We start from the raw sequence: 23,296 nt of genomic DNA on the forward strand, positions 1-23,296 counted from the left end.
TATTTCCACAGATTATGTCTTTTTTTGACCTAAATTAGTTACCAAGTAGTTTTACAGATGTTTCTAAAACGGAAAATATATCTTTTTGATGTTTGCCTAGCCATTGCACCAATTCTGTAACTTTATTAACTTGTTCATGACTCATCAGCCTGAGAAATACTCTTTGACGGTTTTGAATATTAGTATTTTCTGTGTTCCAGATTTCTTGAATTACAAACCGTTCCATGATGGTGGAAGTAAAGGTATAAATATTTGGCGATCGCTTGTTTTCTATGTTAGTTTTATGGATGATAATTCCTTGTTCTTCTAAGTTGCTTAATTCTCGTTCGTGTTGAGTAAATATTAGGTCAATACCACTCAAATCAAAATTTTTTCTCTTGTGTAGACGACCGCTAGAAATAGACAGAGCAATCAGCATTAATAATGTCTGCTCTACTTCATTACAGTTACTCCAAATGATTTCAAAAATGTTGCGTGTATTGCTTTCAAATTCTTTAAAAAAGAATTGATTGAATTCATCTACGCTGCTTGTTTTACTATTACCTGAATTATTAAAAAAGTTATATAAATGAAAACCTGCAAGTTGCAGCAAAGCCGGATGTCCCCCAGTGATGCGAGAAATGCCTGCTCGTAATTCTGGTGTCAGATGTGGTGTGAGTGGTTTTAGTAGTTCATCTACTTCTTGTTCGGAAAACAGCTTTAAATGTAAAAAAAGATAATGGTTATACCAAGGTGAAGCAGCAGGGTTGACATCAGGTACAAGTTCATAAAGACGCTTGCGTGAAGTCACAATCATTGAGAGATTTCTAGTGTCGTGAACAGCTAAACTACGACACTCGCTCAAAAAGTTTATCATATCGGCTTTTGTATACTTTTCGTCCTCTCTCAAATTCAAAGCAGTATCAAAGTCATCGACTAATAACAGCAAAAATTTATCTTGTTGATTTAGCTTTTTCAGAATTTGGCGCAAACTATGTCTATTAGTTTGACCATTTTCCAGCATTGTCTGAATTTCATTTTGTAATTGTGGTTCGCTATCCAAATGATTTTGCGTTTCGTTGAGAACTTCTCGCCAAAAACCATCAGGAGTAAAAGGCGTAATACTTTCGCAACTGAGTAGCACAATTACAGCTTGAGAAGGATTTATGCCATATTCTTGTAGAGTTTGGGGATCTGCCAATTTTTCTAATAAAGAGCGTTTACCCATTCCTGGCCCTCCCCAAATGGCTACGTGACCTCTACTATCAATTAGGCTGCACGCAGCTGATATTTCATATATCCGTGCAATAAAACGTTTTGGAGGTACTGGTTTTGTGGGAGTGAAGGGATTTGGTAATCGATTTGATGACATTGTGTTCCTCAACACTGGATGGGCAATAAGCTGTTTTAAATTGAGATTGCATCGAATAGCATAAAAAGATGCAATCTTTCCAAAGTTTTAATAAATTTAAATGTGGAGATTACCCTAATTTCCACAACGGAGTTAACACCCTAGGGTTGTTTTCTCAACTGACTAAGTGTGGCAATCATTTTGGAAATGAGTATTTTAGAGGATTATTTAGCGAATTAAAGCTAAATTTTCGACACAGAATTTTTCAACCGTTCCCTGTGATATCTATAAATACCGATGTCAAAAGACGGTTTACTAAGTGATTTTTTGATAATGACAGCGTAAAATTAATGTAATACAATTTTGAATATTTTTGGCGTATTTAAGCTTTATTTTGCGATCGCATCTATATAATCTCCAGAACCACAGATGCGATCGCTACTTCAAGTTAAATAAAGTTAAACATATTATAGATAATCTAGCTATTAAGCTGATTATTGATTCATGGCGATCGCAATAGCGCTTTGCAGTTCATCCTGAACTAAACTAGTCAGGATGAACACCTCTTGCACTGTCTTACCTTGTCTGGCGATAACTTTATAACCCCCGCGAATTGGGACAGATATACGTAACTGCATTTTGGGGCTATGACCTTTTACCCGCCCAATTACGCCTGGGGTAATAGTATAAATGCCTTCTTGCAAGCAGAGATTTTCTAAAATGGGGATAAGTCCGGGAAGATGGGTAGAGTGATTCCAAACAAGTCTGCCATCTTTGCGGTTATTTGCTTTTTGGGAGCCTTTGGTAGATTTATCCATGATCATTAAGCTGCTTCTAGGGGAGCCATTGTTAACCCGGCTCGGCGCAGCTGTTGATGATACAATTCTGCTGGTTCTTGCGGCCCTACCCAAACGATCGCTTGTCCTTCATAATGTACCTGATTGGTTAAATCCCAAGCGCGATCGCTTGTCATATCAGGAATATACTTCATCAAGCACTCAGCAACGTGTTGAAAAGTATTAAAGTCATCGTTTAATACAATCACCTTGTAGTTGGGGTAAGGCTTGCGGACAGTTTGACTAGACTTTTCTGGTGCAACAGTTGGTGCTGTACTCATGCCATAGACTGCTGCTGAGAGTCTTGTAATCATAAGATAGTTGACTAACAGGATTTTACAAAACTACATTCTAAGTAAATAGTTTAGTCTATAGGAAGTATGAAGTATGAAGTGTGAAGTATGAAGTGTGAAGTTTCAGGAGTGCTGAGTGCTGTTAGCGGAGCGGGGCGTTTAGCCCGTGCTGAGTAACCCCATAGATAAATCTAGGGGATTGAAGTAAGGACGCATTATTTGATGAATATTGTGCAGAGTACAAAGACCTATCATGCTATTACTGGTGTAGCTATTAGTCGCAAGTTAGCTGATGGCAGACTTTTAAGACGTTTACATAAACAAAATCAACAAGTTTATCTGTTTGGTTTAAACTTCCCTGTTACTGTTTCTTGGTATTACTTAAAACGCGATAATGGCAAACTAGAAACTTCCAAATCTAAGAAGAAGCAGGAACTTAACCAAACTAAAGCACCGAGGTAAAAAGCAGCCCGGCAATATTATCCTGGATGCTTTAGAGTCCCTTGGCTATCGGGTGAATTATAGCGTTGTTATAGCAATAGCCACATAGGTTAGGACATCAACAAATCATCCAAATCTTACTTCAAAGGGTTTTTAAAACTGTCACCTGTTCTCTGCCGTAACAAAAATTTCCGACTACAAATTTCATACTTTCTGGGAAATTTCAGCAGTTTCACTGAAGCTATAAAACGTTAAATCAGTTATTCAGTGAAATAGAGTCAGTACATCTAGCTAGAAAACAATGGTCAGTAATAGTTCTGTGCAGACTGAAAAAAACCACCGGTTGGTAATGCGTCTGCCACGTACCTTGAGTTATCTAGAAACCTGGGGCTTTGGACTGACGGGTCATGTGGGATGGATTGGCACTGCACCTGTTATCCATGCAGCACTAGGATCTAAAGCTATTTTAGTTTGGTTGTTTGGGGTGATCGTTTCTTGTATTTTGAATTTGCAAATCCAAAGTTTGGGCAGACATTGGTTAGATGTAACAGGAGGAACACCTAATTATACGGCTCGCCTACTCCACAACTTTCCTAATTTAGGTCGCTACGTTGCCTTAGGATATTATTTTAGCTGGGCAGCAGCACCAGCCTTGTATGCAATTATCCTGACAGACTTAGTAAAGGTTAATTTTCAACCTTTAGGCATTTCTTGTCCAGAAACTTTTTTAAAAATTGCATTTACGGCGATTCCTTTTATTGTGGCGTTCAGTGGTACCCGTGCTGTCGCCTTACTGCACTTAGTTTTTGTGATTCCGGCAATTTCATTAGTGCTTTTATTTTGTACTCAAGGGGTAATTTGGTTAGCTTTTTCAAAGGGAATGAATTTGTTTCCACCTAGTAACCATAGCCTCAGTTTTGCAGAATGGGCAAAGTGGTTTTTTCTGGCCAGTTATTCAGTTTATGCTTGTGAAACCGCATCTGCTTTTGTAGCTGATAGCAAGTCTCCCCATCAAACTTTGAAAGTCTTAACCATAGCTGCTTGGTTAATTCCGCCCGTATTTCTTGGTGGTTCTTGGGTATTAATGTGTACTGCTACCAATCCAGAAATTGGTGAAGATACATTCTTAAATTTACTGGCAGCATCGCAACCTTTTTGGGGTGGATTTGCCCCTTTTTTAGTCACACTACTGATTACTTTCTCTTGTCTTCTCAGTTGTGCTACAGCCGTTACTAATTCTCCGCGGATTCTTTACCAACTTGCCTTAGATGAGCAACTTTCGCCCATATTTACAGTAGTTTCCCGTCAAGGTGTCTTAGTTCCTGCTATTTTCGTTACTTTCTTACTCAGCCTGCTTTGTTTAAACTTAGGCAACGTGTCTCAAATTGTTACAGTAGCAGGCACCTGTTATTTGTTGTCGATTATGGGACTACATCTGGGATTGTGGTTAAATCGCCATAAACCAGAGGTGTTGTGGCCTTGGTGGTCATTGGTTTTTTTTTTAGTAGAAGCAGTAGTTTTAGTAGTTGGAGGTTTAGCTTGGAGTTGGCATGAGTTATTGATTGGACTGTTGTTACCTCTGGTGCTGATAATAGGAGATGCGGCACTGCGTCGCTGTAAATTTGCACCCTTTCATCCTCAATGGTGGATACAAAATTACTCCGGGAAGTTTACTAGCCATAACCCAGATTTTGTTTTCCTTCAGATAATTGTCTTAGTCTCGCTCATCTGTAGTTCTGCTGTTGGCAGTTGGCTGTTGCGTGATTTATTAGATGGCGTTCATGATACTTCGCCGAATTCTTTACTAGCTATTACCTTAGTAGTGCTTTCATTTATTGGGGTAGCGATCGCTTGCTGGACTACCCTACCACAAATTACTGCTATTGATGAGGCACGTCAACAAGCAAAAAACCTATTTATTACCACCCTCAATACCGTACCTGATACGGTTTTAATTCTTAATGAACAAGGTAAAATCCTGCAAACCAATGTAGCTGCTGAAAAACTATTTCAAATTAGTACTCAGCAATTAGTCGGGCAGAACTTAAATCAATTCCTCATAGACCATTGTGGCAAACCAGAGCAATGGTCTATGAGGAGTGAACAAACACTCAAAACTAACCAAGGCTCATACATTGTTGAATCTACTGTTTCCCAACAATCTAATCTCCAACTCAGACGATATGTTGTCATCCTCCGGGATATCACTCAGCGTAAACTAGCAGAAGAAGAACTTAAACAATACCGTTATCAGCTTGAGCAGTTAGTTGCGGAACGTACCATTGAACTCATGAGAGTCAATCAACAGCTGCAACAAGATATTATCGAACGGCAACGAGCACAACAGCTATTGCTGTACAACAGTTTACATGATGCTCTTACAGGATTACCCAACCAATCTTTGTTCATAAAACGCGTCAAGCAGGCTCTAGAACATACCAAACAACAAAAAAATTATGTATTTGCCGTACTCTTCTTAGATTTAGACCGCTTTAAAGTAGTCAATGACAGCCTGGGACATTTACTCGGAAATCAACTTTTAATTGCCATTTCTCAACGACTCCAGTCAATTCTACGCCCCGAAGATATGGTTGCCCGGTTTGGTGGCGACGAATTCACAATTTTACTGGATAAAATTGATGGTATTAATGGCGCGATACAGGTAGCTGAACGAATTCACAAGTTACTAGCTTTACCTTTTCAACTAAATGAACATACGGTGTTTACCAACGCGAGTATAGGTATCGCTTTGAGTACAAATAATTATGAGCAAGCTGTACATATCCTACGTGATGCGGATGTGGCAATGTATTGCGCTAAATCTCTTGGTAAAGCACGCTATGAAGTGTTTCATCCCAAAATGCACGAGAGTGCATCTCTGCTATTGCAGTTAGAAACTGCTATGCGTCACGCACTCATCCAACAAGAAGAGTTTCGCCTTTACTACCAACCCATTGTTTCCCTGATGACGGGCAAAATCATCGGATTTGAAGCCCTAATTAGGTGGCATCATCCAGAAAGAGGAATGATTGCTCCCGAAGATTTTATTCCCTTGGCTGAAGAAACTGGAATGATTGCTTCCATTGGACAATGGGTACTTTATGAAGCGTGCCGCCAATTGCAAGCATGGCATCAACAATTTCCTACTTACCCCATGCTCACAATTAGTGTCAATTTTTCTGGCAAACAAATTATGCAGCCTGATATTGTCACCCAAGTAAAACAAGTTTTGCAAGATACTGGTTTGAAAGCAGGTACTTTGAAGTTGGAAATTACTGAAAGCTTATTGATGGATAATTTTGAATTGGCGACTGCTATGCTTTCACAACTGACAACTCTAAATGTAGAGTTGCACATGGATGATTTTGGTACAGGTTATTCGTCTTTAAGTTATTTGCACCGCTTACCGCTTAAAACCATTAAAATCGATCGCTCTTTTATTAGTAATATTGGCAGCCAGGGGGAAAATTTAGAAATTGTCCGAGCGATTGTGACATTGGCTCACAATTTAAATATGTCAGTCACCGCAGAAGGTATAGAAACAGTACAACAATTAGCCCAACTTAAAGCCTTAGAATGTGATCAAGGACAAGGATATTTCTTTTTTCCAGCTTTAGAAGGTTCGGCCGTAGAGGTACTACTTGCTAGTAATTTGTCTGACACGAACTTTTTAGAGGTGTAAAAACTCTTGAATGCTTGTTACAGACACTCTCTAAAAAGTGCAGCAAGCCAGTTTAATTGCTCTTCTTATTAAGAGAGTACTCGTTGTAGATTTAGATACTCTGATTCGGGTAATAATCCTTCTTGTAATATAAGTTCATCGACAAAAGTATCAATTTTTTGCTGATCTATATTTTGCATCACTATTAGATGAGCAAGATTATCAAGAGTCGCTAACTGCCATTTTTTAATCAACAGTTGATTAGGCTTTTGAAATACAACAGTATTCGAGAACTTATTGAGCATACAAGGATATTCCCGCAATCTCAGCTGCTGAAATAAATATTGAGCATTTTGAATACATATCTTTGCTTCTTGGGCAAATCCTTCGTAGCCTCTTGTTTTCAGCGCATACCAAAGAATCAGGGGTGTATGACCGTTTCTAGAACCGAGAATAGTAGTATCTTTGGAACCAATATATTCAATCATGGTTTCAACTTTTTCTACCCACTTCTTCTTGGTGAGAACTACACCACAAGGCAATGGAGAACCAATAAACTTACCAGAAATAGCTACGCTATCTATAGGTTTTTGAAAATTAACTTGGGGCGCATTATCTAAAAACGGCAAAATCATCCCTGAAAGTGCAGCATCACAATGAATATAGTAATCTTTAATTTGATGCTGTTTTAAAATTTCTAAAACTTTGTCTAGGTCATCAATTGCACCTTTGACAGTAGTGCCAATATTGAGATTAATAATCACTGGCTGCTGAGAATTTTGCTGAATTACTTGGGATAGATGTTCATAATCTATCTCACCATTAATTTGCGAATTAACTACTTGATGTTGAATGCCAAACAATCTGGCTGCTTTAGGAATAGAGTAATGAGAGTCTTGGGAAGAGTACAAAATTCCCTGAGGATAAATTTCTCTAGCTAACAAAATTCCATATAAGTTACCTTCAGTTCCCCCAGCAGTCACATAGCCCCAAAACTCATTTTCGGGAATTTTATAGAGTTGAGCAAAAAACGATAAAACTTCTTGTTCAAATTTGCGGGAATGCAGACCAAAATCTGGTTCAACATAAGGGTCTCCAGCATTATTTAATAGGAAATTAAAAAACTTAGCTATATCAGAAAAGTCACAACTTAAATTATATGGATAACCTGCATGGAACTGCGATCGCTGTTCTATTTGCTGCCAAAAAAGTGTCAACTCTTTCTTCACAGTATCTAACATAATTGTGCAATTTCTTAAATTTTGATTTCACGCAAGTTTTACACTACATTCTTCAGTAGTAATTCAATATTTTATATTTTCTTAATCAATAAATACTACATGTAAAATTTAAATAAAGCAGTAATTATACTGAGGATTTTTAGCGATTTATTTAGATTTGGCAGGCTTACCTTAATTTATTGAGTCGAATTAGCTTGTGAAAGCCAAAACTCTCACATTCCTAATGAATAGTATCAATATTTGCCAGCAATTCTCTAAGAAATTTCACTGAATAGTCAATCTGGAAATTCTTGGCACTAAGCATAATTACATAAAATTATTAGTCAATACTTAAAAGAAATTACGAAGTTAGTAACTATACATAAATGTTGAATTTTTAGCAAAACTTTATAAAAACATCATATTCTTGTTTATGGCGGCGCAAAAGTAGGATTGATGGGGGCTATCGCCAGGGCAAAGGCATCTAAATTTAGTACAAGTATACTAAGTAACAAAGAAAGGTAGCGATCTTCACATCTTGCACCTAGCCCCAGCGAATGGAATTCGCACGCCAGATGCTTCAAGTCGGGCATTGCCCGCCCAACGCACTGGCTCGGCTATACAAACGTAGACGCGCAAGCGGCTTCCCGCAGGGTAGTCCGCCTATCGCGCTTGCGCTTGAAAAGACTGGAGTTTAGACTAGTCTAAACTCCAGCAGTTAATGGCGCGACAAATAGCATAGTTACTTGGAATTTGCAAAGGGAGCAACGCGAATTTGTGATGTCGGGCTTTAAACGAGCGATGCCTACGGCAGGCTGCGCCTACACTAAATCATATATTAAAGCAATTAGAAATATTTAATACACAATAGCTAGCCTTAATACTTAGATAACTGATCAGTGCTTAGATGTAGCAAGACAGCGCCACATCCCTTTCATTAATAACCAATATAAATAAACCTAGCAGGAAGCACATCACAGACAACCTGCTAGGAGATGAAAAACTATTCTCGCCATGTTTGAAGGGTAGAGCTTATTTAAAATCAATAATGCCTATCCTTAGTCAGAATAACTAAATTAGTTGCACCACAGGGTTAAGAAAAGTCAATCAATTAGTTAACTCTTGGAAAAAGGGAACAGGGAATGGGCAACGGGCAACGCTAAGATTTCAGGCAAAAGGCAACAGCTAGTTTCGTTCTAAGTACTCATACACCTTATTTTTCTGTTCCCCGTTCCCTACTTCCTAGATCATAGAGCGAACAATGCCTCATAATATTAAACAGACGCTTCATACTTCTTAACTATTTAGCTTTATTAAAACAATGGCGAGAGATTTGCGGGGATTCATCAAAATTTTAGAAGAAAGAGGACAATTACGGCGAATTTCCGCCTTGGTTGACCCAGATTTAGAAATTGCGGAGATTTCTAACCGGATGCTGCAAAAAGGCGGCCCGGGGTTGTTGTTTGAGAATGTCAAAGGTGCTTCCTTCCCGGTGGCGGTAAATTTGCTGGGAACGGTAGAAAGAATCTGCTGGGCGATGAATATGCAGCATCCCCAAGAGTTAGAAACCTTGGGTAAAAAGCTGAGTATGCTACAGCAGCCGAAACCACCCAAGAAGATTTCCCAGGCGATAGATTTTGGGAAAGTGCTGTTTGATGTTATCAAAGCTAAACCAGGGAGAGACTTTTTTCCCGCTTGTCAGCAAGTAGTTATTCAAGGGGATGATTTAGATTTAAATACTATACCTTTGATTCGTCCTTATTGTGGTGATGCGGGCAAGATTATCACCTTGGGGTTAGTCATTACTAAAGATTGTGAGACAGGTACGCCAAATGTGGGTGTATACCGCTTGCAATTGCAATCGAAAAATACCATGACTGTTCACTGGTTATCGGTGCGGGGTGGAGCGAGACACTTGCGGAAAGCGGCAGAACGTGGCAAGAAATTAGAAGTAGCGATCGCTCTTGGTGTAGATCCATTAATTATCATGGCAGCTGCTACACCTATCCCAGTGGATTTATCAGAATGGTTATTTGCTGGGTTATATGGCGGTTCTGGTGTGCAGTTGGCAAAGTGTAAAACAGTTGATTTAGAAGTTCCGGCAGATTCGGAATTTGTCTTAGAAGGAACAATTACCCCAGGTGAAGTTTTACCAGACGGGCCTTTTGGCGACCACATGGGTTATTACGGCGGCGTGGAAGACTCGCCCTTAATTCGTTTTGGGTGTATGACGCACCGCAAAGACCCAATATATTTAACCACATTTAGCGGTCGTCCACCCAAAGAAGAAGCGATGATGGCGATCGCACTTAATCGAATATATACCCCAATTCTGCGCCAACAAGTCACAGAAATTGTCGATTTCTTCTTACCAATGGAAGCTTTGAGTTACAAAGCCGCGATTATTTCCATTGATAAAGCCTATCCCGGACAAGCGCGCCGCGCCGCCTTAGCCTTTTGGAGTGCTTTACCCCAATTTACCTACACCAAATTTGTGATAGTCGTTGATAAAGATATTAATATCCGCGACCCCAGACAAGTAGTCTGGGCAATCAGTTCTAAAGTTGACCCCACCCGCGACGTGTTTATTTTGCCAAATACACCCTTTGACACCTTAGATTTTGCCAGTGAAAAAATTGGTTTAGGCGGCAGGATGGGCATTGATGCAACCACCAAAATTCCCCCCGAAACCGAACATGAATGGGGCGCACCACTAGAATCAGATCCTGATGTTGCTGCATTGGTAGAAAGACGTTGGGCAGAGTATGGTTTAGCCGATTTAAAGTTAGGAGAAGTTGACCCTAATTTATTCGGTTACGATATGCGCTCAAGTATTACGTAAATCGTACTTCGTGTTTTGTTACCGAAAAAATGGGTTTAAAGCCTCGCCCTGAAAGGGCGACTTTATTTATTTAGAGTCAATTTCTCAATTTAAGTTTAATTAGACAAAATTAAGTTATTTTTTCAGTAATTGCACTTAATTTACTGAAAATTTAGGAATCAGAAGATTTCTCTTGTTTAACTTTTTTGATTAGTTCTATATAAACATTAACTTCACTAATTTCTAAATCATGTTCAATCCTAGTTACTCTCCAATTTTCCTTATTTATATAGATTTCTTCTCCTATTCTAGGAACAAACTGTAAGTCATAGAACTTTTTTAGATAATCTCTTTGTTTTTCTTCCCACAAGATTACTTTAGTTACGTCTCTACTCATAAGTCATCCTTTTTACTATTAAACAAAAGTCAGTAATTTATGACCTTCATTTAGCAAGCTTATCTTGATAATTACTCGGAAAAATGTAGTTGAAACCACATTATCGAACAGAATTCAAGAGTCAGTAATCAGAATTGAGGATGAATTGGAGTAGGACGGGTGAGACAGTGCGGTAGCGAGTCTTCGAGCGTTACTCGTAGGAGTCACGGTGATCACTTTTTAACTGACCATCTTCCATATATACAATCCGATCAGCAATATCTAAAATACGGTTGTCGTGGGTAACTAATAAGATTGTACAGCCTTGCTCTTTGGCTAACTTCTGCATAATTTCCACAACATCACGCCCAGATTTTTTATCTAGGGCGGCAGTGGGTTCGTCTGCTAAAACAATTTTAGGATGACTGACGAGGGCGCGAGCGATCGCTACCCGTTGTTTTTGTCCTCCAGAAAGATTTTCAGGATAGTAATTGACTCTCTCTCCTAAACCAACAGTTTCTAACATCGCTATCGCTTTGGCGTTGATATCTTGATTGAGGTATTCATCATGCAGCTCAAGAGACATGCGCACATTTTCTTTGACTGTTAAAAAAGTCATGAGGTTATGCGCCTGAAATATATAACCAATCTGACGACGTAATGTAGTTAATTTTTGCTTGCTGGCTCCACAAATTTCTTGTCCCAGAATTTTTAAACTTCCTTCTTGAGCAGAGCGCAAGCTACCCATCAAGGTTAATAAAGTAGTTTTTCCTGAGCCGGAAGGGCCTGTCATAATTACAATTTCGCCCGCGTTAATTCGCAAATTGATATCAAATAATACTTGTTTGCGCAGCGCACCTGAACCATAGTAATGATTGAGGTTGCTGATGGAAATTAAAGGTTCTAAAGCAGGAAATTCTGATTTAGATACTGGTATATATTCTTGTAACATAATTTATTATCAGACGTAAAACAGATAATTAAAATACATCAGCAGGGTCAGCAGAGTGCAGTTTTCGCATAGCGATCGCACCAGAAACACTACACATAATTAGGGTAAGAAAAAATACATTAATTGCTCGCTCTAGTTTCATGGCTATGGGGAGCATAGTTGCAGCGTGGGCAATATGATAAAGTCCCAAAGACAAAAAATACGCTGGTAAATAACCCAACACAGCGAGTAATAAAGCTTCTTGCAGTAAAGCTATTAGTAAATAGCGAGTTGTGTAGCCCATTGCTTTGAGGGTAGCGTACTCTGGCAAGTGATCAGCAACATCTGAATAGAGAATTTGGTAAACAATCACAATCCCCACAATAAAGCTGACACTCACACTAATTCCGAATATAAAACCAATGCTAGTGCTATTTGCCCAGTATTCTTTTTCTATTTGGGCAAACCCTTCAGGTGTTAAGACTTTAACATCATTGGGTAAGCCCAGGGCTAATTGCGATCGCACTTTTTCTACATCTACCCCTGGCTTGAGAGTAATTAACCCTACTTCTACACGGTCTGGTTTACGTTCAGGAAATAGTCTTAAAAAAGTTGAGTCACTAGTAATCACATTACCATCAGCTGCAAAGGAGGCTCCATTACTAAATACCCCTTTAACATTAATGGCTAAATTATTTAATTCTGTGGGAAAATTACCTGTTTTTTGGAAAATATCACCAACTTCTCCGTATTCTGGACGACCTGCTTGGTCGAAAAGAACTTGATTTAATTGTTTAAGTTGATGTTGATTTTGTTTGAGTTCGGGAAATGAAAACGCATACTTTGTTGGGTCAATACCCCAGACTAAAATAGAGCGTTCCTGACGAGTTTGAGGATTTCGCCATTCTCCAGTACCAATATAGAGAGAAGTTACTGACTGAACTCCCTCATACCCTAATGTTTGATATAGCCTTTCTCTAGAAAAGCTTTTTACCGACAACAGCGTTTCAAATTGAGGATTAATTAATACTAAATCTGCTTGTAAGCTGCGATGAGGTGTGACGGCTGAATCAAACAGGGCATTTTCAAAACCCATTTGAATAAACATCAGCATATCCGCAAAGGTAATACCTGCAATGGCGACGACGAGACGCGTCTTTTCCTTCATTAACTGTCGCCATGCTAACGGTGTTTTTCGGAATAATTTCATATTTATCCAATCTTCAATTGTTATTAAAAGAACTCTTTCCCAGTTTTTAAATCTCAATCGCTGTTTGCACTTGCAGATTAGTTAAACTTGTGACTTTCTTGCTATCTTCAGGATTTAGCCGAATTTTTACTTCTACAACTCGGCTGTCGAGGTTTTCTCCTGGTTGATTGCTAAATACATTTTGTCTGTTTACTTGCAAGCCAATATGAGAAACTTTTCCTCTTAGCTCACCAGCAAATGCTTGACTGGTAATGGTTGCTGGCTGTCCTAGTTTGATTTTACCGATGTCAGTTTGATAAATTTCTGCTACAGCTTGCATTTGGGCGGTTTGTGCTAAATCTGCAATGCCATGAGCACTAATTTTTTCACCGACACGGGTGTGAATTTTGAGAATCTGTCCAGCTATGGGTGCTTTAATGTAAGCTGCTTCTAAGTCAGTTTTAGCACGCTGGAGTGACGCGATCGCATTTTCTACTTCTGTTTGTGCTGCTTGCACATCCACTGGGCGCACTTCGGCAATACTGGTAAGGGTAGCTTTGGCTTCACTGATTTGTTTATTGCTGGTAGCGTTAATTCGGTTCAGTGCAATTTTGGCTTCGGCTAATTGTTTGCTAGTGGTAGAGTTAATCCGGTTCAGCACTGCTTTAGCTTCGTCTAGTTGCTGTTTGGCCGTATCTACATTCAAACTTTTACTATCAATTAAAGAACTAGAAATGGCTCCTTCTGAGTATAGGTGTTGATAACGTTGATATTCAGCTTCAGCATTTTTCAGTTCTGCTTCTAACTTTTTAATAGTGGCTTCTTGGGCAGTTTTATCTCCCTGCCATTGCGCCTCTATTCGGGCGATAGTTTCTTGTTGGGCTGTTCTGTCGCCTTGTAATTGAGCTTGTAAACGTTCTACACTGGCTTCTTGGGCGCGAATGTCGCCTGTTTTAGCTCCTGCTTTGACTTGATTGAGTTTAGATTGAGCAACTTGGACTTGTTTTTGGGCTTGGAGTAGGGCAGTTTGCAACCGGGCGCGGGAATCGAGAATTGCGATTACTTGTCCTGCTTTGACCTTATCACCTTCTTGAACTAGCATTTTAGCAACGCGATCGCCATCCAAGGCTAGGGGCGCAGATAAACTAATTACTTCTGTTTCTGGTTCAAGTCTACCAAGGGAGGTGATTTGTGAAGCGATCGCCTCAGTTGGTGCAGCTTCAGATGCAACAGTTTTACTTTTTCCAAACTGAGAAACTGTGTAAAAACTAATTGCAGATGTGATGGCAGTAGCGGCAATTACTAATGCAATTAATCCTTGATTAGCTGGTTTTAGCAAATATTTTTGGTTCATTTTTTTCTAGAATCTGAAACGTCATGATCAACAATCTTTAGACTGGTTATATCTCAAAAAATATAACCATGTTTACTTGCAACATGCTGTATATATCCCACGATGAATTAATATTAATGACTATTGAATTTGAGTAAAGCATTATCATCTTTGGCATCAAATCTTCAATTTTTACTTGATGTTACTAGATTTACTTTTCCTAAAATCATTCGCAAAAACAATAATACAAATACTAACATCGTAAAAGTAAAAATATATTTAACACCAAAACTCTTCATGAATAAAGAAGAAATTAAGGGAGCCACTGTACAGCCAATACTGTATATTCCCGTAAAAATAGCAGTTCCTGATGGTAAATCTTCTTTTGATAATTTATCGCCGATTAATGAGAGAGTTAGCGCAAAAATAGGGCCTATACTTGCTCCGGCTAAAAATGAAAAGATAACGCTAATGATGTAACTATCAAATGAAGAAATTATTTGCAGAGAAATAATACCTATACAAACATTAGTAAAAATCAGCTTAATTTGTCCATAGCGTTGCGCTAAATATGTGACTGGCAGGGTGCTAACAATATCACCAAATACAAATATAGAAAAGATATAACTCATCTCTTCTACACTATAGTTTTGTCGGAGCAGATATACAGGATATAGAGAAACAAGAGTCGCTATAGCTAGTCCATAAGCAAATGCAGCATGAAGAGGGATTGTCAAATTCTTTAAAATTTTTATGTTTGATTTTTGAGCAACAATAAAGCTTTCGGGTATACCGCAAGCAGCAACAAAAATACCACTGAGAATTAAAGCACTGCCCAAAAGAAATGGTAGTTTTGGAGAAATACTGTAAGGTATAAAACTAATGATCGGCCCTAAAGCTAGTCCAACACCAAATGATAGAGCTTGCAGTCCGTTGGCTATTGCACGATTGTTTTGATGGCAAAAATGATTCAATCCAGTTTGTCCAGCAACGAGAAATAAACAAGCACCAATGCCCATACAAGCCCGAATGACAAACCACAATGGTAATAGTTTGGTAAAAGGAAATAAAACGGCACTCAAACCCAACATTAGTAAGCCAAGCATGATTGTGCGGCGAATTCCCAAAGAACGCAACAACTTGGCTACAAATGGCGTTGCCAAAGTGATAAACAAAAAATAAACTGTAGAATTTGCACCAATCCAAACATCATCAGTTTGATTATGTTCCATAAATGCAGAGATGAGTGGATTAAAAATGCCCAGAGAGATACCAGACAAGAAAGAAATTATATATATAGCAGGTAAACCTCTGGAAAACAGAGAGTCTGATTTTGGAGAAGATACTGATGACATGATTATGTTGGCAAATTTTGGATTTGGGATTGACAAGGTTGATTTATCGTCTATTCCAGTAGTTGAAAACAAGACTAACTATGGAAATTCCGTATTAATGAGTAAACAAAATTGACTAATTAAGTTGATATAAAGTAGCCACTAGGTAGGGGAGCCACTCAAAGCAGTGGTTCCCCTGAAAAAAATATCCCTAGATTCTGCAACGCCGAGGTATATTAGGCATTGAAAATCCTGCTCTGGCTAATTTAACTCAGCTGTTAAAAAGGCTGGCTTTTTGAATTCACTTAACAAAGCGGTATAACTTGACTGGCGTTGTTCTGGAGACAGGCGGGGTAATTGTTGAACTCTCACAAGCCCAGATGTAATGAATTTTGGCTCACCGCAGGCGATCGCTACTAATTCTGGTTCATCATTATATGGAAGTGGTGCTTTATAAGTTGTACGCTCTAAAGGATAGCTAAATAGGGGTAAACGGCGTAACCCGTTGCTAAATAGAGGTGAACTGTTAAATCTAACTCCAGCTACGTACAAATTACCTAATATTGTCAGTAAATGCTGGATTACAGGTTTTTCTTGGTCGAAGTTATGATGGGTTTCCAAGTTATTACTTACACCCAAGTAACTACCAAGATGTACGTAAATTCCAGTTTCGGCAGTAATTTCTGCACATACATCCTGATCTAACTTTTGAGATGTTTGTACCAAACTTGCTAGTTGCGCACTAGAAATGGGAATTGAAGGTCTCAAAATTCCACCAGGAGTCACTAATGGGCAATTCCATGTAGTAAATTGCTCAGACATTAAGCTTTGTTGATGGGTTGGCTTTCCTAGCAAGGCGATCGCTTGTTCTAATGTCACAATCCCACATAGACAAGCCCCAGCTAAAATTCCTGTTCCCTCTACCAGCAAGCTAGTAGGTTGAAGTTGCAAAGATATTAACAAACGACCCAGCGCGTATTGTACAGCAAAGGTGTGCAGTTGCTGAGGAACAGTATGACCTAGGTGACTGACACAATCATTGTAGGCTGCTTGAAATTGGGGAAAACGTCTGCCTAAAATCTCGGCTTGGTTAGGTGTAACAGCACTACCGCCATTCATGACCAAATAAATTGGCGTTGACCGTTGCGGGTTAGCTTTGCCTGTACAGATATCTGGAGTGGTATTACCTGAGATCATGCTTTGGAGTGCATTAAGCAGACTTTGACGGTCATTAACGACTACGGCTGTTTTATAAGCTAAGTCTTTCTGGGCATTGTTCATGGTAAAGCAGACTGGAGCCGCATCATGTTCTGGATGCTGAAGCAGATGATCCCGTAACAGTTCGGCTACTTGCTTGAGTGCTGGTTGTGTGCGACCACTCAGGAATAATAAATTAGCATCAGAATTACGAGCTTCCGGCTGAGAACTTGGCAAAACGGGTGCTTGTTCTAAAACAACGTGGCAATTAGTACCACCAAATCCAAACCCATTCACACCAGCCCGGATGAGATTATGACCATCACTTGACCAATCTGTGCTTTGACCAACTACATAGAATGGTGTGTTTGTAAATTTGATATGGGGATTAGGTTCTTGGAAACCTACAGTACCCGGAATTTGTCCATGCTGCATTGAGAGTACCACTTTGATCAGGCTGACAATACCCGCAGCAGATAACAGATGACCGATCGCAGATTTCACCGAGCCAACACCACAAAATCCTTGTTTTTGGGTAAAGCTACTGAATGCTTGGGTCATCCCCTCAATTTCTACGGGGTCACCGAGTAGAGTACCTGTACCATGCGTTTCTACATAAGATACTGTTTCGGGATTAATGCCAGCATTAGTGTAAGCTTTGCGGATGGCTTCTGCTTGCCCCCGGGGGTTAGGGGCGGTGATTCCTTGAGAGTGACCGTCATTATTTACTGCCGAACCTTTGATCACAGCATGGATATGATCACCATCGGCGATCGCCTGTTGCAAGGGTTTAAGAATGATTGCACCTGCACCTTCTCCCAAAATCATCCCGTTGGCACGGCTGTCAAAGGGATAGCATTCCCCAGTTGGTGAGAGTGCTTGCACTTTACTCATGAAAGTGAAGGCCGTAGGACTCAGATTCAGATTCACCCCACCAACTATGGCCATCCGGGTTTGACCAGAACGCAAATTCTCACAGGCTAGATGTAATGCTACTAAGGAAGAAGAACAAGCTGTACTCACCGCCATACTTGGCCCAGTCAGGTTGAGACAGTGGCTAACTCTAGCAGCAATGCCATTTAATTCATTACCTGCGGCTACTTCTGGTTGAATTTCGCTTGGTTGCAGTACATCTTTTAAACTAGCTAATAAGTCTTGCTTTGCTTGTGCAGACAAGTTGTTAAACCAAGGGCTTTCTTGCCAACGCTGACGCAATACGCCGTATTGTTGATAATTGAGGAAGTGTTCTAGATAGTTGCTTTGACCACAACCAACAAACACGCCGATATCTTGGGTGCGGTATCTATTGCCATAGCCTGCTTGTTGCAAAGCTTGCCATGCTACTTCAAGGAATAATCGCTGTTGGGGATCAATTGCGATCGCTTCTTTGGGTGAGATGCCGAAAAACATCGCATCAAAGTCAAAGGGACTGTCAATAAATCCACCAACTTTACTATAAGTTGTGTGGGTAGACTTGCCCTTCTCGGCAAAGTAATCTTTAATCGACCATCGGTCTTCTGGTACTTCCCCAATTACCGATTTACCTTCTACCAGCAAGTTCCAGAATTCTTCTAAGTTGTTCGCCCCCGGAACTTTGCACGCCATACCGATGATGGCAATATCCTGTTCTCTGATATTTTGTTCAGTTGGAGGCTGATCATTCAGGTCGCTGGGGGACTGAGAAATAGGTTGCTGCACAGTTGCCGGATGTGTAACTTCCTCCTTGGCTGTAACTGTTGGTTTTACTGGTTCTGGTGTAATCTGAGGAGAATAATCATACTTACCAGCTAAATAATCTGCCAAGGCATCGGGTGTTTGATATTCAAACAAAACAGTCGGGAGAATTTCTGCATTGAGAACGCGGCTTAATTCCTTGACTGCTTCAATCGCCCCAATCGAATCTAGTCCTAGTTCGTCAAAAGTTTTATGTCCTTCTATTTGTTCTTGGGGAAGAGAAAGATACTGCGACAATACTTTTTTAACTTCACGGCGCATATTTAGTGGTTGAGGCGCGAATACAGGAAGACTGTCTACAGTTGGTGTCACCACAGGTTCTAGTGATGGCAGGGAATTAGCTGTGGTGTCTTCTATTAAATCAATAATATGAATCACAGGGTTAGCATCGGCAGCTACAGCTGTAATAAAGGCTTTCACGGCTGGTTCTGATTCTAAGGCATTCAAGCCTTTAGCCTTAGCCATTGCAACCAGGGCATCACCACCAATATTCACCATCCCCTTATCACGCCACAGGGAGAAATTCACAGCGAGCGAGTGCCCCGGTGCGCCCCGATGACTACGGTAAATTGCATAACTATCTAAGAAGATGTTTGCTGCTGCATAATCTCCCAAATTCGCACCCCATTCAGATTTCGATGCTGTAGCTGAGGATATGCCCACAAAGAATTTTAGTGGTTCCTGCTCTGTAATTTGATCTAAGATAATAGTCCCCTGAACTTTGGGAGCCAGCACGCGTCTAACAGAATCAGCAGATTTTTGCAAGAGTTTAAAACTACTCATATCTTGCACACCTGCGGCGTGTATAACTCCGTGCAGTTGACCAAAGCGTTGACGAATGCTGGACATTAATTGCTGCATCCCTTGAGCATCGGCGACATCCACAGCGTGATACATAACTGAAGCACCCAGCTTTTCTAATGCTTCAATCACACGAATACGTTGTTTAATGGCAGAATCATCAGCCAGGTGAGGCCACTGTTCTTTAGGGGGAAGGGGTTGGCGACCAGTGAGTACTAAATTGATTGGTGCTTGACTAGCCATAAACATAGCTATTTCTGTACCCACAGCACTAGTACCACCAGTAATTAAACAAGTTTCACCGCGCTTGAGGATGGGGATACTGTTGGGCAGAGGCGATATCTCTACTTTCTTTAAAGAACGCACTAGCCTTTGATTATGGCGTAAAGCTACGATTCCTTCTAGTGTTGGTTTTGCCTTTAGCTCTTGGAAGAGAATTTCCGCTAATTTTTCTGGGGTTGCCAAGTCAGGGGTGACATCTACTACCTGAGTTTTAATATGGACATTTTCTTCATCCAGTACGCGCACCAAGGTAGCAGCCATAGACTGATGTAAGCCACAAACAACTTCATCTGCATGAGTTGAATAAGCATTTTGTGTAACTAGCAATAAATTAATTGGATGATGGGGATAAACCTTTACCAATGCCTGCCCTAAGGACAGCACACTGTATACACTTTCTTGTAATAGGTTTTCTGTTTCTAGCAATTGAGTTACTGACGCATCCCAGTTACCGTAATTGCACAGATTGATAATTGTACTTAGTTTAAAGCCGTCTGTTTGAATAGCTTGGAAAACTTGCTCGTAATCAGCCTGACTATGGGAATTAATGGTAAAACTTTGTCCGCTATGTTGTTGAAACTTTGTCCCTAGAGTTACCAAGTATGTGGGATAGGATTGGGCTGTGAAAATTTTACCCAAAGATGCGCCTAAATTTTGGCTGTTACTTAGGGCAGGGCAGAAAATCACAATTGCACCAGGAGCAATTTCTGTTGATTTTATCAAGGGTTCTGCTTGCCATTGCCATTGATAAAACCACTCAGGGGCATCGATAACTACAGGAGTAACTGGTTCAACGGTTGGTAATTTGCTAGTAGATACTGGTTGCTCAACCGGAATCCAAAAACGTTCTCGCTGGAATTTATAAGTCGGCAATGATACACGTTGTCTGGTGTAATCTTGGTCAAAGCCGCGCCAGTTAATTTCTACACCACGAGCGTAGAGGGCTTTTAAACTATCCAGTAGTTGCTGCCAATCTGGTTGACCTTTTTTCAAAGAAGGTAGCCAAATCGCTGCGTCATCCGCTAAACAGCGTCGTCCCATACCTGAGAGTGTGGGTGTTGGCCCTAGCTCAACAAAAATTTCGTAGCCTTGCTGATGGAGTGTGGTGATACTTTGAGCAAAACAGACTGTACCACGTAAATGTTGCCGCCAGTATGTTGGTGATGTGAGTTCTTCTGGGGTGGCAACTTGTCCAGTTACGTTAGAAATTAGGGGAATCCGAGGTTGAGAATATTTAATTGTTGCCGCCATCTGCTCGAATTCATCGAGAATTGGTTCCATCAGTGGCGAGTGGAAAGCATGGGAAACATTCAGTTGTGTAGTTTTGATCCCTTGAACTGCCATCTGTGACAAGACGGCTTGGAGTGCTTGCCCCTCACCAGAAATCACGATATTCTCAGGGCCGTTCATTGCCGCTATCGCTAGTTTGTCTGCGTAAGGTGCGATCGCCTGTTTGACCTGTGTTTCAGTAGTAAATACTACTGCCATTTCACCCCCAGTCGGTAAGCTCTGCATCAGCGCGGCCCGTTTAGCGACTAGTTTCAGGGCATCCTCTAAACTAAACACACCCGCAACACAAGCAGCAACATACTCTCCTAAGCTGTGTCCCATCATGGCTTGTGGTTCAATGCCCCAAGACAACCATAACTGTGCTAAAGCATACTCAATAGCAAACAAGGCTGGCTGAGTGTAAGCGGTTTGATCTAATAAGTTAGATTTGATATCTGCGTAGAGTACTTGTAAAAGTGGTTGCTTTAAGTAAGGACGCAACAGTTCATCGCAACGATCTAGGGTTTGCCGGAAGGTGGGGTGAGTATCATACAGTTGCCGGGCCATGCCAAAATATTGAGAACCTTGCCCTGTAAAGAGAAAGGCAACCTTGGGACGTTTCTTACCCTTGATATAGGCTTTAACATAGCCGTTAGTCTGCTCACCACTAGTAAAAGCAGATAATTCTTGACGCAAATTTGTCATGGAGTCAGTGGCGATCGCTAGACGATGGGCAAAATGCGATCGCCCTGTATTGGCACTAAAGCAAACATCTGCTAGAGGTAATTCAGGGTTTTTACTGAATAAATTTTTGTAATCAGCCGCAAGGGCAACTAAAGCAGGTTCAGTCTTCGCTGATAAAGTTAATAGATGTAGGGGTCGCTCTAGCTCGCTGCTAGGTGTTGAGATAGCAGGGGCGGCTTCTAAGACTATATGGGCATTGGCTCCTCCCAACCCGAAAGAACTTACTCCCGCTAACGGCAAACCAGAGGTTTCTGGCCAAGGAGTCAAAGTTTGCTGCACACTTAAGGGTAAATTAGCAAAAGGAATATGGGGATTGGGTGACTCAAAATGAATACTAGGAGGAATTTCCCGGTGCTGGATTGCTAGTGCAGCTTTAATCAAAGCAGCAATCCCGGCTGCTCCTTCTAAATGACCAATATTGGTTTTTACCGAACCGATAATGCAAGGGTTGTCCTGGGGGCGATTGGTTTTGAGTACAGTACCTAAAGCTTTAGCTTCTATCGGATCACCCAACAAAGTACCTGTACCGTGAGCTTCTACGTACTGCACCTCTCCCGGACTGACACCCGCCGCTTGATAAGCTTGTCTGAGTACGGCTTCCTGGGCTTTCTGGCTGGGAGAAGTTACACCATTGGTGAGTCCGTCGTGATTAACTGCACTACCACGGATGACAGCGTAAATGCGATCGCCATCGGCTAAAGCGCGAGACAACGGTTTGAGAACCACAACACCAGCCCCTTCACCACGGACTAAACCATTAGCTCTTGCATCAAAGCTTTTGCAACGTCCATCATTAGCAAACAATCCGGCTTTTGTATAAAAAATACTGGCAACAGGTTCTAGAATGAGGTTAACACCACCAGCCAAGGCTAGTTCACATTCCCCTTGTCTGAGGCTTTGACAAGCGAGGTGAACTGCTACTAAGGAAGAAGAACAACCAGTATCAACCGCCATACTAGGCCCGTGGAAATTATACCGATAAGATAGGCGGTTAGCGGTCATAAAATAGCCATTACCAGAGCCAGTATAAGCATCAATTACAGATGGATTTCGCATCTGCTGGTGAGCGTAATCATTCCACATCAAGCCGACAAAAACGCCTGTTTGACTACCTGCAAGTTTGTCTGGTGCTAGTCCTGCATCCTCCAGAGATTGCCAACTTACTTCTAAAAGTAACCGTTGTTGGGGATCCATACTAGCCGCTTCTCGTTGAGCAACCCCAAAAAAGTTAGCGTCAAACTGATCGACATCATCCAAAAAACCACCGAATCCACCATTCATTTTCCCTGGTGTTTTCGGATCTGGATCGTATGAATCACGTAAATCTACACGGTCTGCTGGAATTGAGGCAATTGCATCGCCACCAGAACGCAAAAGTTGCCAAAATGCTTCTTTATCCTGAGCTTTCGGAAAACGACAACCAATGCCAATAATTGCTATAGGCTCCATTTCAGTACTCTCTCCTGTTAGCAAATGATAGATATATGCGAAACTCGGCGTTGCT

At 40.7% G+C, this 23,296-nt stretch carries 14 protein-coding genes; 4 read left to right on the forward strand and 10 right to left on the reverse strand.

What is annotated here, in order from left to right:
* Positions 1-34: 34 nt before the first annotated feature.
* The 3 genes from H6G69_RS19605 to clpS form a co-directional block, all read right to left on the reverse strand.
* The gene (locus H6G69_RS19605) at positions 35-1,351 is read right to left on the reverse strand and encodes an ATP-binding protein (RefSeq protein WP_190690815.1); all 1,317 of its coding nucleotides are present in this window, start codon (positions 1,349-1,351) and stop codon (positions 35-37) included.
* Positions 1,352-1,824: 473 nt separating this feature from the next.
* On the reverse strand, positions 1,825-2,148 hold the full coding sequence (locus tag H6G69_RS19610) for a DUF2103 domain-containing protein (protein WP_190690816.1): 324 nt from the start codon (positions 2,146-2,148) through the stop codon (positions 1,825-1,827).
* A gap of 5 nt (positions 2,149-2,153) precedes the next feature.
* Positions 2,154-2,480 (reverse strand): ATP-dependent Clp protease adapter ClpS, encoded by a 327-nt coding sequence (clpS, locus tag H6G69_RS19615; protein ID WP_190690817.1) that lies wholly within the window; start codon positions 2,478-2,480, stop codon positions 2,154-2,156.
* A 201-nt stretch (positions 2,481-2,681) separates the two neighbouring features.
* On the opposite strand from clpS, the gene H6G69_RS19620 reads away from it, so the two are divergent.
* Positions 2,682-2,921 carry a hypothetical protein gene (locus H6G69_RS19620; RefSeq protein WP_190690818.1) on the forward strand — a complete coding sequence of 80 codons (240 nt, stop codon included), beginning with the start codon at positions 2,682-2,684 and terminating at the stop codon, positions 2,919-2,921.
* A 328-nt stretch (positions 2,922-3,249) separates the two neighbouring features.
* Complete coding sequence (locus H6G69_RS19625; protein WP_190690819.1) at positions 3,250-6,582, forward strand: EAL domain-containing protein; 3,333 nt, start codon at positions 3,250-3,252, stop codon at positions 6,580-6,582.
* Positions 6,583-6,650: 68 nt separating this feature from the next.
* On the opposite strand, the gene H6G69_RS19630 is transcribed toward H6G69_RS19625, so the two are convergent.
* Positions 6,651-7,802: a histidine decarboxylase gene (locus H6G69_RS19630; RefSeq protein ID WP_190690820.1), complete on the reverse strand. Its 1,152-nt coding sequence runs from the start codon at positions 7,800-7,802 to the stop codon at positions 6,651-6,653.
* A 1,300-nt stretch (positions 7,803-9,102) separates the two neighbouring features.
* Here H6G69_RS19630 and H6G69_RS19635 point away from each other — a divergent pair.
* The gene (locus H6G69_RS19635; protein ID WP_190690821.1) at positions 9,103-10,623 is read left to right on the forward strand and encodes a UbiD family decarboxylase; all 1,521 of its coding nucleotides are present in this window, start codon (positions 9,103-9,105) and stop codon (positions 10,621-10,623) included.
* 151 nt (positions 10,624-10,774) lie between these two features.
* Here H6G69_RS19635 and H6G69_RS19640 read toward each other — a convergent pair whose 3' ends face one another.
* The 5 genes from H6G69_RS19640 to H6G69_RS19660 all read right to left on the reverse strand — a co-directional run bounded on the left by H6G69_RS19640 (position 10,775) and on the right by H6G69_RS19660 (position 15,753).
* On the reverse strand, positions 10,775-10,999 hold the full coding sequence (locus H6G69_RS19640) for a hypothetical protein (RefSeq protein WP_190690822.1): 225 nt from the start codon (positions 10,997-10,999) through the stop codon (positions 10,775-10,777).
* A 190-nt stretch (positions 11,000-11,189) separates the two neighbouring features.
* Positions 11,190-11,930: a DevA family ABC transporter ATP-binding protein gene (locus H6G69_RS19645; protein ID WP_190690823.1), complete on the reverse strand. Its 741-nt coding sequence runs from the start codon at positions 11,928-11,930 to the stop codon at positions 11,190-11,192.
* A gap of 28 nt (positions 11,931-11,958) precedes the next feature.
* The gene (gene devC / locus H6G69_RS19650; RefSeq protein WP_190690824.1) at positions 11,959-13,119 is read right to left on the reverse strand and encodes an ABC transporter permease DevC; all 1,161 of its coding nucleotides are present in this window, start codon (positions 13,117-13,119) and stop codon (positions 11,959-11,961) included.
* A 46-nt stretch (positions 13,120-13,165) separates the two neighbouring features.
* Positions 13,166-14,452 carry an ABC exporter membrane fusion protein gene (locus H6G69_RS19655; RefSeq protein ID WP_190690825.1) on the reverse strand — a complete coding sequence of 429 codons (1,287 nt, stop codon included), beginning with the start codon at positions 14,450-14,452 and terminating at the stop codon, positions 13,166-13,168.
* A 164-nt stretch (positions 14,453-14,616) separates the two neighbouring features.
* Positions 14,617-15,753 carry an MFS transporter gene (locus tag H6G69_RS19660; protein ID WP_242072119.1) on the reverse strand — a complete coding sequence of 379 codons (1,137 nt, stop codon included), beginning with the start codon at positions 15,751-15,753 and terminating at the stop codon, positions 14,617-14,619.
* Between H6G69_RS19660 and H6G69_RS19665 the strand changes: the two genes are divergently transcribed.
* Positions 15,674-15,901: a hypothetical protein gene (locus tag H6G69_RS19665; protein WP_190690839.1), complete on the forward strand. Its 228-nt coding sequence runs from the start codon at positions 15,674-15,676 to the stop codon at positions 15,899-15,901. The two genes, H6G69_RS19660 and H6G69_RS19665, sit on opposite strands and share 80 nt — an antisense overlap.
* Positions 15,902-16,026: 125 nt before the next feature.
* On the opposite strand, the gene H6G69_RS19670 is transcribed toward H6G69_RS19665, so the two are convergent.
* On the reverse strand, positions 16,027-23,241 hold the full coding sequence (locus H6G69_RS19670; RefSeq protein ID WP_190690827.1) for a type I polyketide synthase: 7,215 nt from the start codon (positions 23,239-23,241) through the stop codon (positions 16,027-16,029).
* Positions 23,242-23,296 lie beyond the last annotated feature (55 nt).

The sequence above is a fragment of the Nostoc sp. FACHB-110 genome, assembly GCF_014697425.1.
Taxonomy (GTDB): Bacteria; Cyanobacteriota; Cyanobacteriia; order Cyanobacteriales; family Nostocaceae; genus Nostoc_B.

Excerpts from the sequence above, each read along its gene's own strand:
- H6G69_RS19635 (WP_190690821.1), top strand. The coding sequence starts at position 9,103 with ATGGCGAGAGATTTGCGGGGATTCATCAAAATTTTAGAAGAAAGAGGA.
- H6G69_RS19625 (WP_190690819.1), top strand. The coding sequence starts at position 3,250 with ATGCGTCTGCCACGTACCTTGAGTTATCTAGAAACCTGGGGCTTTGGA.
- H6G69_RS19655 (WP_190690825.1), bottom strand. The coding sequence starts at position 14,452 with ATGAACCAAAAATATTTGCTAAAACCAGCTAATCAAGGATTAATTGCA.
- H6G69_RS19665 (WP_190690839.1), top strand. The coding sequence starts at position 15,674 with ATGAGTGGATTAAAAATGCCCAGAGAGATACCAGACAAGAAAGAAATT.
- H6G69_RS19640 (WP_190690822.1), bottom strand. The coding sequence starts at position 10,999 with ATGAGTAGAGACGTAACTAAAGTAATCTTGTGGGAAGAAAAACAAAGA.
- H6G69_RS19620 (WP_190690818.1), top strand. The coding sequence starts at position 2,682 with ATGAATATTGTGCAGAGTACAAAGACCTATCATGCTATTACTGGTGTA.
- H6G69_RS19605 (WP_190690815.1), bottom strand. The coding sequence starts at position 1,351 with ATGTCATCAAATCGATTACCAAATCCCTTCACTCCCACAAAACCAGTA.
- H6G69_RS19645 (WP_190690823.1), bottom strand. The coding sequence starts at position 11,930 with ATGTTACAAGAATATATACCAGTATCTAAATCAGAATTTCCTGCTTTA.
- H6G69_RS19630 (WP_190690820.1), bottom strand. The coding sequence starts at position 7,802 with ATGTTAGATACTGTGAAGAAAGAGTTGACACTTTTTTGGCAGCAAATA.
- devC (WP_190690824.1), bottom strand. The coding sequence starts at position 13,119 with ATGAAATTATTCCGAAAAACACCGTTAGCATGGCGACAGTTAATGAAG.
- H6G69_RS19610 (WP_190690816.1), bottom strand. The coding sequence starts at position 2,148 with ATGGATAAATCTACCAAAGGCTCCCAAAAAGCAAATAACCGCAAAGAT.
- H6G69_RS19670 (WP_190690827.1), bottom strand. The coding sequence starts at position 23,241 with ATGGAGCCTATAGCAATTATTGGCATTGGTTGTCGTTTTCCGAAAGCT.
- clpS (WP_190690817.1), bottom strand. The coding sequence starts at position 2,480 with ATGATTACAAGACTCTCAGCAGCAGTCTATGGCATGAGTACAGCACCA.